Annotated in this window: 11 protein-coding genes; 6 read left to right on the top strand and 5 right to left on the bottom strand. The window is 62.9% G+C overall.

The features are described 5' to 3' along the window. Positions 1–563 precede the first annotated feature (563 nt). Together MJ603_RS15060 and MJ603_RS15055 are read left to right on the top strand one after the other, a co-directional pair. Entirely contained in the window at positions 564–1,559 is a 996-nt protein-coding gene (locus MJ603_RS15060) for an ice-binding family protein (RefSeq protein ID WP_243064555.1), read from the top strand. Between the two features lie 133 nt (positions 1,560–1,692). Next, positions 1,693–1,854, top strand: coding sequence for a hypothetical protein (locus MJ603_RS15055; RefSeq protein ID WP_243064554.1), 162 nt, complete (start codon positions 1,693–1,695; stop codon positions 1,852–1,854). 549 nt (positions 1,855–2,403) lie between these two features. On the opposite strand, the gene MJ603_RS15050 is transcribed toward MJ603_RS15055, so the two are convergent. Further along, entirely contained in the window at positions 2,404–3,159 is a 756-nt protein-coding gene (locus tag MJ603_RS15050; protein WP_243064553.1) for a GAF and ANTAR domain-containing protein, read from the bottom strand. Between the two features lie 339 nt (positions 3,160–3,498). Between MJ603_RS15050 and MJ603_RS15045 the strand changes: the two genes are divergently transcribed. From MJ603_RS15045 to MJ603_RS15030, 4 genes are all read left to right on the top strand, one after another. Continuing rightward, complete coding sequence (locus tag MJ603_RS15045; RefSeq protein ID WP_243064552.1) at positions 3,499–4,965, top strand: MFS transporter; 1,467 nt, start codon at positions 3,499–3,501, stop codon at positions 4,963–4,965. 164 nt (positions 4,966–5,129) lie between these two features. After that, entirely contained in the window at positions 5,130–5,462 is a 333-nt protein-coding gene (locus MJ603_RS15040) for a hypothetical protein (protein ID WP_243064551.1), read from the top strand. A 118-nt stretch (positions 5,463–5,580) separates the two neighbouring features. Next, positions 5,581–5,880 (top strand): hypothetical protein, encoded by a 300-nt coding sequence (locus tag MJ603_RS15035; protein WP_243064550.1) that lies wholly within the window; start codon positions 5,581–5,583, stop codon positions 5,878–5,880. A 45-nt stretch (positions 5,881–5,925) separates the two neighbouring features. After that, positions 5,926–6,891 (top strand): DNA topoisomerase IB, encoded by a 966-nt coding sequence (locus MJ603_RS15030; RefSeq protein ID WP_243064549.1) that lies wholly within the window; start codon positions 5,926–5,928, stop codon positions 6,889–6,891. Positions 6,892–6,933: 42 nt separating this feature from the next. Here the strand turns inward: MJ603_RS15030 and MJ603_RS15025 are convergent, their stop codons facing one another. The 4 genes from MJ603_RS15025 to MJ603_RS15010 all read right to left on the bottom strand — a co-directional run bounded on the left by MJ603_RS15025 (position 6,934) and on the right by MJ603_RS15010 (position 11,184). Continuing rightward, positions 6,934–7,830 (bottom strand): glucose 1-dehydrogenase, encoded by an 897-nt coding sequence (locus MJ603_RS15025; protein WP_243064548.1) that lies wholly within the window; start codon positions 7,828–7,830, stop codon positions 6,934–6,936. Positions 7,831–7,893: 63 nt separating this feature from the next. Beyond that, positions 7,894–8,208 (bottom strand): hypothetical protein, encoded by a 315-nt coding sequence (locus MJ603_RS15020; protein ID WP_243064547.1) that lies wholly within the window; start codon positions 8,206–8,208, stop codon positions 7,894–7,896. An 11-nt stretch (positions 8,209–8,219) separates the two neighbouring features. Next, positions 8,220–9,347, bottom strand: a complete 1,128-nt coding sequence (locus MJ603_RS15015; protein WP_243064546.1) for an enolase C-terminal domain-like protein — start codon at positions 9,345–9,347, stop codon at positions 8,220–8,222. Between the two features lie 7 nt (positions 9,348–9,354). Beyond that, the gene (locus MJ603_RS15010; protein ID WP_243064545.1) at positions 9,355–11,184 is read right to left on the bottom strand and encodes a thiamine pyrophosphate-requiring protein; all 1,830 of its coding nucleotides are present in this window, start codon (positions 11,182–11,184) and stop codon (positions 9,355–9,357) included. Positions 11,185–11,213: the final 29 nt, after the last annotated feature.

Here is an 11,213-nt window from a genome sequence, read left to right as displayed (position 1 = left end):
ACTTTAAGCACAGCGACACGGTTCTTCGACACCCGCCAGCCTGTCGCATATGTCGCGACTCACCTGTCACGTATCACCTGTCACCTATGTCGCGACCCCCGGCACCCCATCCTCCGCCACGTTTTAGCCCCTGATCAGGTATTTACACTCTCGGAACGGCTCAAATCGAAGGCCAGGGATGAGGGTTCTCCCGAGGATACTCGTCACTGGTGGGGTGCCAGGTCCGGCCTGCATGCTTCCGCTCGTGTCCTCGCACCGATCTACGGCACGAGGACCCTCAGGAGCGGCCCGGTGCGAAATTACACCTCCGTGCACTTCGTATTCCTCTGGTCTGTGCAAACATCGCTCGACTTGATATTGCCTTGTCGACAGGGCTGTCCATCTTGACGGGACTACCCACTGAGAATAGCTTTCGGGTGTTGCCCCAGACCCGGTGACGGTTTTGAACCGCACTGAGAACTGGGGCTCTGTTGTCTATTGCACACCGCACGCATGCTGAACGCTTGTCGACTGCCGCACCGCGCCGATGGCGAGTCATTCTGCCGGTCACTGCAGTGGCCGGTATGACGGCGCTCATCATCCTCGGGAGCGCTGGTCCGGCCAACGCGGCGGGGTCGGTTCAGTCGACGGTCGGGCTCGGTACCGCGGACAGCTACGAGGTCCTCGCCGGCAGCACCGTGACCAACACCGGTGCAACCACGGTCACCGACGGCGACGTCGGGCTCAGCCCAGGGACCGCGGTCACAGGCTTCCCGCCTGGGGTCATCTCCAACGGGGTGATCCACGCCACCGATGCGCAAGCCCAACAGGCCCAAGCCGACCTCACCACTGCCTACAACGACACAGCAGGTCGCTCCCCCGACGAGTCGAACATCATCGACCTCGCCGGCAGAACCCTCGTCCCCGGCGTGTACTCCGGCGACGCACTCGCCCTCAACGGCACCGTCACTCTGAACGGATCCGCGAGCTCCGTCTTCATCTTCCAAGCAGCCAGCACCCTGATCACCGCATCCGCCAGCACCGTCGCCTTCACCGGCGGCGCGAACTCCTGCAACGTGTTCTGGCAAGTCGGATCTTCAGCCACCCTCGGCACCGGTTCCACCTTCGCGGGAACCATCATGGCTTTGACCTCGATCACCGCCAACACCAACACCACCATTACTGGCCGCCTCCTGGCACGAAACGGCGCCGTCACCCTCGACTCCGACGTGATCACCCGACCCAGCGACTGCAGCCCACGAACAGCAATCGTCGCCAGCACACCAACCCCCGAGCAAACTGCAGCATCACAAGCTGCCGCCGCAGCCGCAGCACAAGCAGCAGCCGCGCAAGCAGCGGCAGCTACCGCAGCCCAGGTAGCAGCAGCACAAGCCATCGCAGCACGAGCCGCCGCGTCCCAGACCGACTCGCCCGTCAGCGGGTCATTGGCCGACACCGGCTCTGACGCGCTGCCGGTAACGATCGCTGGGCTCCTCCTTCTCAGCGCAGGAACGCTGATGTACCTCCGCTCACGAGGAGCCCGATTCACGAACTTCGCACGGCCGAAAGCCCGGCGATGACAGGGGACGCGCGTGGGATTGTCGTTTCGGGTACGACAGTCCCACGCGCACAACACACGAACCGGTCATCGAACATGCATGAAAGCGCTGTTCGACTCTGACGCACAGCTGAACAGGAATCCACGGCGCTGACGTGATCGTTTTGCTCATTGTCCTTCTTGTGATTTGGCTCGTGCTCGCCGTTGTCGGCTTCGCCTTCAAAGGACTGCTTTGGCTCGCCATCATCGGAATCATTCTTTTCGCTGCCACCGCCATCATCGGGCTCGTGCGTCGCGCAGCAAACCGCAGGAAATAGGGACGCTGAACTATCAGCCAAGGCAAAATGGCGATCGCTTCACTGTACGGCGACGAAACAGCCCTCCAACCGAACAAGGCATCATCGCCGCGATGAATGCCGTGACGTCGGCGGCCAAATCCTCGCGGCTTCGGTCGATCAAATCTCGACTACGCCGGAGTGGCCCATCGGATGACCGTCACCGATCCTCCGGAGCGCGTTATATGTCCCGGATAGCTGGAGAAGGTTCACACCTCATCACCTTTGCCCCGGTGAATCATCGGGAAGCGACGTCAAAGCTGGTACGTTGAGCAATTTCCGGGAGGCAGTCCGAACCCGTTACAAGGCTCCTAAGCCTCCCAGAGCTCGCGACAATTCGGGCTAGCAATACAGCGAAATGCCACCACCTCAAGCTAACCCGCCTTGAGCATCGGAGAGTCCAAACAGTCCAGCAGCTGCAAGATCGCACCCGCCTTCGCTCTACTTACCGTGGCCCTTCGTTCGCGAACCGGTCCGTGCGGCCAGGTTGCGCTTGGCCGCCAACCCCGTTGCGGAGTCAGGTGGAGTTGTCTATGGGAGGTCCAACTCGGCCGCCGGATGGGTGTTTTGATATCCGACGTCGATCCGACGCGCGATCACGTCGTCGGCGACCTGGCGTAAGGGCACGCTCCGGTTCCTGGCGTATGAGCGCATGGCCACGAACGCGTCGCTCATGCTCAGGCCCGCGGTTGCCGCGATCACTCCTTTGGCCTGTTCGAGCAAGATGCGGGAATCGAGGGCGCGTTGCAGCTGTTCGGTCACGATCTGCGCGCTGCGGGCACTGCGTTCTTGAAGGATCCCGATCGTGGCAACGTCGGCCAGAGCCTGGGCGACGGAGATGTCTGTATCGATAAGAGCACCGGTGTAATGGCTGAAGAGGTTCATGGTCCCGATGATCTGCCCACGAAGTCGCAGCGGAGTTGCATGAACTGATCGGAAACCAAACCTCAACGCCTCAACGCAGAATGCCGGCCAGCGCACTGACTCAGCTTCGATATCGCCGACTGTGACCGCGGTTCCAGTTCGGAAGCAATCCAGGCACGGGCCGTCTCCGGCGGCGAGTTGGAAGACTTCAACGAGCTCGACGTCTTCGCTTGTGGAAGCCACGAGCTCGAGAGATCCTGCCGGGTTCACAAGCATCAGGCCACCGGCTTGAGTATCAAGGATGTCTGTGCATTCCTGAACTAGCCAATGCAACAGGTCGATCACGTCGAAATCGGTCACGAGGGAGTCAGCGAGCTTAACGAAGGCCGAACTGAGTTTTGATTCTCTGGTCTCGGTTGTCATCATCGTCGCCCTTTCGGTCGGATCGTTTCACGAGGATGTGTCCTCGACGGTCAGCCTGCCGGCAACCACGTCGCGTGGAACGGCGTGAACGGTTCGCCCATTGGCGAAAGCGTAGGCCTGCAGCCGCGCATGGGCGCCTGTTGCGGTCGTGTTCAAATGAACGAGAACCTGCCTCGTCGCATTGGCCTACTTCTTGACCGTCGCCGACACGAGCGCCCCTCCCCTACGGCGCTCGACTGGAAGTCCCGCAGCTGAATACATGCGAGACGCGATCCACAAGGGGTTGCCGCCCGGCCCCTGCCGTCCATACTCTCTTCGCGTGGCTGTCTGGGAGGGCATATGGCAACGCACGAATTGAAGACGATTCGCACGAACATTCCTGCTCGTATGGACCGATTGCCGTGGTCCAAATGGCATTGGACGGTCGTGATCGGTCTGGGCGCGGTGTGGATCCTGGATGGCTTGGAAGTAACGATCGTTGGCGCCCTCAGCAGCCGTCTGACCGAGAAGTCCAGTGGTCTGGGGCTGACCACAGGAGATATCGGGCTCGCCGCAGCGGTGTATGTGGCCGGCGCCTGTGTCGGCGCTCTGGTGTTCGGTTACCTGACCGATCGATTCGGTCGCAAGAAGCTGTTCATGATCACACTCGGCGTGTACCTCCTGGCCACCGTTGCTACGGCATTTTCGTTCACGCCGCTCTTCTTCTTCGTGTGCCGCTTCTTCACGGGCGCCGGAATCGGTGGCGAGTACTCGGCGATCAACTCTGCAATCGATGAACTCGTCCCCGCGAAGCGCCGCGGCGTTGTCGACCTCGCGATCAACGGCTCATATTGGCTGGGCACGGCATTCGGCGCCATGCTCACCGTCTTCCTGCTGAACACGGCGATCTTCGCTCCCGCGCTCGGTTGGCGGCTTGCCTTCGGGCTTGGCGCCGTTCTGGGGTTGAGCATTCTGCTCGTCCGACGGAACGTACCTGAGTCGCCGAGATGGATGTTCATCCATGGCCTCGATCGTGAAGCGGAGCACGAGGTCGACGACATAGAGCGGCAGGTTGAAGACGACGTCGGAACGAGCCTGGAAAAGGTCGCAGACGACAAGTCGATCGAGATCAAGCAGCGGCGGTCGACAGGTTTCGGCGAGATCGCGCGGGTGGCGGTGCTGAAGTATCCCAAGCGATTCGTGCTCGGGCTTTCCCTGTTCATCGGTCAGGCGTTTCTCTACAACGCCGTCTTCTTCACCTACGCGCTCGTGCTCACGAAACTCTTACACGTTCCGGATGACGTCGCTCCGTGGGCACTTGTTCCGATCGCTGCCGGCAACTTTCTTGGCCCTGTACTCCTTGGCAGATTGTTCGACACGGTCGGCCGCAAGGTGATGATCTCGTTGTCGTATATCGGCAGTGGCGTGCTGCTGGTGGCAACTGGCATTCTGTTCGATTCCCGCGTTCTGGATGCAACCTGGCTCACGGTGTGCTGGGTGGTCGTGTTCTTCGTCGCCTCCGCGGGCGCCAGCGCCGCTTATCTGACGGTCAGTGAGATCTTCCCGATGGAGACCAGGGCGATGGCGATCGCGTTCTTCTACGCGGTCGGTACCGGCATTGGCGGCATCATCGGTCCGTTGCTGTTCGGCCAGTTCGTGTCCATCGGCATCGGCGCCGTCGCCATCGGATACTTCATCGGCGCAGGATTGATGATCGCGGCGGGACTCGTCGAGGTCTTCCTTGGCGTGAACGCCGAGAACACCTCGCTGGAAGACGTCGCTGAACCGCTGTCGAAGACCGACTCACCTCAAAACGCGAACGCTTGACAGGGCACCTCAAGGGATTTCGCGGCTGGATGGCGCAAGCACTCAAGCGCTGTCGACGCGCGCGCTGCCTTCACGTTGCGGTTTCAACCCGGGTGCGATGACCATCCACCGTGGACACGAGAGCGACTTGCCTTTAACCGAAGCGCAGGTGTCATGATGTGCGCATGGGCTATCTCATTTACGGATCCGGCGCAGAGTACGAGATTGAGGATCGCACCCTCGCCCACCTGAAGATCGCGGTCGTTGCCAAGCTCCGCCTGCAAGAGAGCTTCCTGATCAATTGGACCGTACCTGCCGAGGACGGCTCCGGTCGTGTCAGCCTGTGGCTCTCCCCAGCGGTACCGCTGCAATTCCGATTCGCCGGAAGCCGCCCTCCGGAGCTCAACCGTGTCTGGCTGGAAGCGCTCGCGCAATCATCGCACGGGACGCGTGGAATGATCGTGATGCCGGAAAGTGACGCCGAAGCATTCATCGAGGCCAGTCCTCGGGCTGAATAACAGATCACAGGATCGTTTTCGCGTGAGCCGTCAGGCTCGACCAAGCCACCCTCGTCGCACCTGATCGTCGTCTCGTCAAGCCCTCGACGGCGCCGACGAAATGGGTTCAGGTGAAAGGGTGCGACGAATCACATACAGCGGAACCGTCTTCCTGACCGGCAACCGCATTGCCGAGGCGTTCGTGGCGTACGCACGAGCCCTAGGCAGGCGCGGACTCGCCGACACCGTGTCCCTTCCAGCACTGACAAGTTCAGGTGAGAGACACATGATCCAAGTCCTTGTGGGGCCTGCCAGCCAACTCGTCAGCGAACCATGGGATGACTGGGATGACCTCAGCCGCGAGATCGAGGATGCGGAGAAGGTGGAACAGATCGAGCATCTGACCTCGCGACTTAGCGATTCCGACGAGAACGCGTAGCACGGCGCCTCGGGATCTTCCTCGGTCATGAATTCCCGCGGGGCCATGCGTCGGAGCGATCCGAGCGGACCGGGCATTCACCGTATCCCTGTTGGCAGGACGGGGACGTTTCGCTACGAGGCCGACCGCGGGTCCGAGGTCGTCGACGACAGCACGCTGGATCGGATCCAAGAATTGGCGATACCGCCAGCATGGACGGATGTCTGGATCTGTGATGATGCTCTCGGGCACATTCAGGCAGTTGGGCGCGACGCTGCGGAGAGGCTTCAGTATCTGTATCACGAGGAGTGGCGTCGACGTCGTGACGAAGCCAAGTTCGATCGCGCCTTGGAATTGGCCGCGGCCCTTCCACACGCCCGACGCTCGGTGACTCGGGACCTGAGTCGTGACGGGTTCGAACCGCGCAGGGCCCTTGCCGCCGCGTTCAGGATCATGGATTTCACAGCTGTGCGGGTCGGCAATGAAGAGTATCTGAGGCGATATGGATCGCGCGGCGTCACGACGATGCGCTGTCGCGATCTCGTCATCGAATCCTCGTCCGTCATTTTCGAGTTCCCGTCCAAAGGCGGCCTTCGCTGGAGCTCCTCGCTCAATGACCCTCTCCTCACTCGCTACTTTCGCGAGATCGTCGATCAGCGGGGCCCGAGCGCCCGCGCAGTCGCCTGGCGAGACTCGAAGTGGCACGCCGTCACCACTGCGGAAGTCAACGACTATGTCCATCGTCGCACCGGCACCGAGGCCACAGCCAAGGATTTTCGAACGCTTCGGGGCACCACCACGGCCGCAGAATTCTTAGCGCGTGCGGGCACGCCGGCGACATCCAAAGACGCGGAGAGCACCATACGATCCGCGATCAAGGCATGCGCCGACCTTCTGGGAAACACTCCCGCAGTGGCGAGAACCAGCTACATCGACCCACGAATCTTCGACCTCTATCGCTCCGGCGAAGTGCTGTCCTTGCGAGGCTCGTCGCTGTCATCCCTCTGCTCGCTGCTTGCTCCGCAAGCTTGACCTCTCGTTGAGACCGCGGACCAGCGTTCTTCACGTCCTCGGCTACGGGGTCGGCATCCCTCCGGTGACGGCCAATGTTTCTCCGACAACGTAACTCGACTCGGCCGAGGCAAGGAAGACGTACGCCGGGGCGAGTTCAGCGGGCTGACCGGCTCTTCCGAGTGCGGTCTGTGCGCCGAAGTCCGGTAGCTTCTCCGGCGGCTGGCCGGCGCTGGGCTGCAACGGCGTCCAGATCGGGCCAGGAGCGACAGCATTGACTCGGATGCCCTTAGGCGCCAGCTGCGCTGCGAGCGCCTTCGTGAACGCGTTGATCGCGGCCTTGGTCGTCGCGTAGTCGACGAGGATGTCTGACGGCAGATATGCCTGCACAGATGTGGTGTTGATGATCGTGGATCCCTCGCTCATGTGCGGCACTGCCGCTTTCGTGAGGTGGAACATCGCATACACGTTCGTCTTCATCGTTCGGTCGAACTGGTCATCCGGCAGCTCGGTGATGTCTTTGCAGAAGACTTGCTTCCCCGCATTGTTGACGAGAACGTCGAGGCCGCCGAATGCATCCACCGTGCGCTGCACCGCGTCGGCACAGAAGGCAGGGTCGACGAGATCTCCCGGCAGCGTCAGCGCCGTGCGTCCTGCTTCGCCGATCAGTGTTGCGACGTGCTGCGCGTCGTTCTCTTCCTCGGGCAGGTAGACGATGGCGACGTCGGCGCCTTCCCGTGCGAAGGCGATCGCTGCGGCGGCACCGATGCCTGAGTCGCCGCCCGTGATGAGCGCTTTGCGGCCGGCCAGCCGACCGGATCCCACATAGGTGTCCTCGCCGTGGTCCGCGGGAGGTTCGAGCTCCGCGTCACTTCCCGGCTCGGGTACCTGATCCTTCGGCGGTGAAACCTTGGGATAGCGGGTGACCGGGTTGTCAAAGGTGTACTGCGTTTGAGCCATGTCTCAACGCAACGCCCGCCAACGGATGCGTGCAAGGGGTTGCGTCCGCACGCGCAAGCATCCTCAGAAGGAGTTCGCAATGATGACGAGCAGCCAGATGATCGTCCACACCGGAATGGCGGCGAACACGCAGGCCAAGATCACCAGCCGTCGAGCGGGCGGAACCATGAACCGAGCGACGATCATCGCACAGTACAACGCGACCACCACGACGGCTCCGATAACGGCCCAGGCGACGTCGTTGCGCGCCTGAAGGAGCAGGACCGCAACGCAGATCACGGCGAAGATGCCGCCGACAACGAGCCAGATGCGTCCATGCGAAGTGCGAAGTGCGGGTTGGTTGCGAACCAGGGTGGGGTCCTGATCCTTTGACGGCATCCGCTCATCGTTCATTTCGAGCTCCACTCCTCCCGCAGGAACTCGTGGCCGCGCCCGGACAGCGACAGACCATGTCCCGGTCTCGACGGGTCGGGCACGAGACATCCGTCGACCAGGTCGGGCACCCCCTCGAACAGCAGTGACTCGATGAGGATGTGGTCGTGGAAGTACTCCACGTGAACGGCGGATTCGACGGACGCGGCGAGCGTGGCGTGCAACGCGGGCGACGTGTGAGCGCTCAGCGGCACGTGCCAGGCGACGCACTGTTCGGCGGCATTGCGGAATCCGGTGACGCCGCCGCATCTGGTGGCATCCGCCTGTAAGACGTCGACGGCGCCCGAGCTCAGGAGGGCACGAAAGTCGGCTGGCACGTACCCGTACTCACCTGCGGCGATCTGCATTCGGGCCGGCGCCCGGTCGCGCAGCAACCGAAGCCCGTCGCGGTCATCACTCGTCACCGGCTCCTCGAACCAACTCACGTCGGCAATGCTCGCGAACCGTTCCGCGAGCGCGAGCGCCTGCTTGCGGTCATACGCACCGTTCGCATCCACGAACAGCCCGACGTCGCCGCCGATTGCGTGGCGGGCGGCACGCACACGGGCCGGATCCGATGCGGCATCCGTCCCCACCTTCATCTTGACGGCGCGGATGCCGCGATCGGCCCACCCGCCGAGCTGCCGTGCTAATTGGGTGTCGGTGTACCCGGTGAACCCGCCGCTGCCGTACACCATCACCCGGTCGCGCGCCCGCCCGAGCATGTCGAGCAGAGACACGTTCAGGAGTCGGGCCTTCACGTCGTGTAGGGCGACGTCCATCGCCGAGATGGCGCTGGCAGCGATGCCGCGCCAGCCCATGTTGCGAAGGGAGCGGGCCATCGCCCAGAACAGCTCGGTCGTCGACTTCGCATCAGCGCCCATCACGATTGGCGCGAGGACGTCGCGCACGACGCGCAGCGCGGCAGGGGACGTGTACGCATAGCCGAGGCCTCCGCATCCGCCCGCCTCCAGCTCGACCACGAGAACACCGGTCGAGTCCCACCCCGCGGTGCCGTCGGATTCCGGCACGGGTTCACCGTCGTACGTGGTCGGAATCACGTAGACGGTTGCCCGTACCGAGCGAATGGTGCTGTCACCGGTCATTGATCGCTCACTCGTCTTTGTCGCGGCCGAGGTGCAAGGCACCTTTGACGCGCTCGACACTCTCCGCCGCGAGCGCTGCCGCCGAGTCCTTGATCGCATCGAGCTCGAATGGATCGCCCTTGAGCAGCGAGAGACCGGTGTTCTTCGCATACTCCTTGGTGATGTGCGCTGGAAGTGGCGGGATGTTGCGGCTCACGATCGCGTCGATCAAGGTCACTCCATCGTGTGCAAGAGCGGTCTCGATGGCCGATGCCACGTCATCGTCCTTGTCGACGCGGACACCCTGGAAGCCGAGGAGGCGCGCGTAGCCCGCGTAGTCGACCGATTCGACGTCCTGCGCGGTGCGCCAGACCGGGTTGGCATCTTCGGTGCGCATCTCCCACGAGACCTGGCCGAGGTCGTCGTTGTGCATCACCAGCACAACCAGTTGCTTGTTCTCGAAACGGTCGAGGTACTTCTTCACAGTTATCAGCTCGTTCATGCCCAGCATCTGGAACGCGCCGTCGCCGATCGTGCAGAACACCGGGCGTTCAGGGAAGGCGAACTTCGCCGCCACCGCGTACGGCATCGCTGCGAGCATGGTCGCCAGCCGTCCGGAGAGGTCACCGCGCATGCCGCGCCGCAGCCTGATGTGGTGGGCGTACCAGTCAGCTGTGGTGCCGGCGTCGGCCGTGACGACCGCATCCGGCGGTAGCCGCTTGTTCAGCTCGTGGAAGAAGCGACGCGGGTTCGCACCGTCGTCGTAGGAGACCATCGCCTCGGCCTCCTCCTCCTGCTCCCAACCTGCCATCTCGTCGGCGATGCCACGTTGCCAAGAGAGGTCGTTCTTGCGTTCGAGCATCGGGATGAGAGCCTCCAGCGTCGACTTCACGTCCCCCCATAGGTTCACCTCGGTCGGATACCGCAAGCCGAGTTGCTCCGCCTTCAGGTCGACCTGGATCGCGCGGGCCGTGCCGCTCTTGGGCAGGAACTCGCCGTAGGGATAGTTGGAGCCGAGCATGACGAGGGTGTCGCATCCGTTCACCTGGTGCAGGCTCGGCAACGAGCCGAGCAGCCCGAGTTGCTGCGTGTGGTGCGGAATGTCGCTGGGCACGACATCCTTGCCCCGCAGTGCCGTGACGATTCCCGCGCCCGCGAGTTCGGCGGCCCTGAGCACCTCGTCGGTCGCGCCGCGGGCACCCGCGCCGACCAGGAAGGTCACCTTCTCGCCGGCGTTGATGATGCCGGCTGCCTTGCGCAGATCATTCGCGGGAGGCGTGATGGCCGTGGATGCCGGCACTGTGCTGGAGCGCGACACCCAATGCGCCATCGCGGGAGCGACGGCCTTCATCGCCTGCACGTCGTGCGGAATGATCACGACGGCCGGCTGTAGGCGCAGCCTAGCCGTGCGGAACGCCGTGTCGATGACAGCGTCCACCTGGGCGGGGCTCGCGATCGTGTGCACGTAGCACGCAACGTCCTGGAACACCCGTTCGAGATTGCTCTCCTGCTGAGTGAACGTGCCCATCGCATCGAGCCCCTGCTGACCGACGATCGCCACCACCGGTTGATTGTCCATCTGCGCGTCATACAGGCCGTTCAAGAGATGGAAGCCACCCGGGCTCGACGTCGCGACGCACACACCCACTTCTCCGGTGAACTTCGCGTACGCGGTCGCCATCAGGGCACAGATCTCCTCATGAGTCGGCCGGATGTATTCGATCCCCTCCCCCTCGCTCTCCGCCCTGCCCAGCGCGCCGTCGAAGGCACCGATACCGTCACCGGGGAATCCGAAAACCGGTGCCACACCCCACGTCTTCAGCCGTTGGATGATCGCGTCGCTGACCGTCGTTGCCATGTTGTTCCTCCTGTTGCGCTTTCGTTCTG

Origin of the sequence: Humibacter sp. RRB41, from assembly GCF_022761015.1 — a bacterium.
Classification (GTDB): Bacteria; Actinomycetota; Actinomycetes; order Actinomycetales; family Microbacteriaceae; genus Humibacter.
Note: the sequence above shows the minus strand (reverse complement) of the source record. Positions and strands in the feature narration are given on the sequence as shown.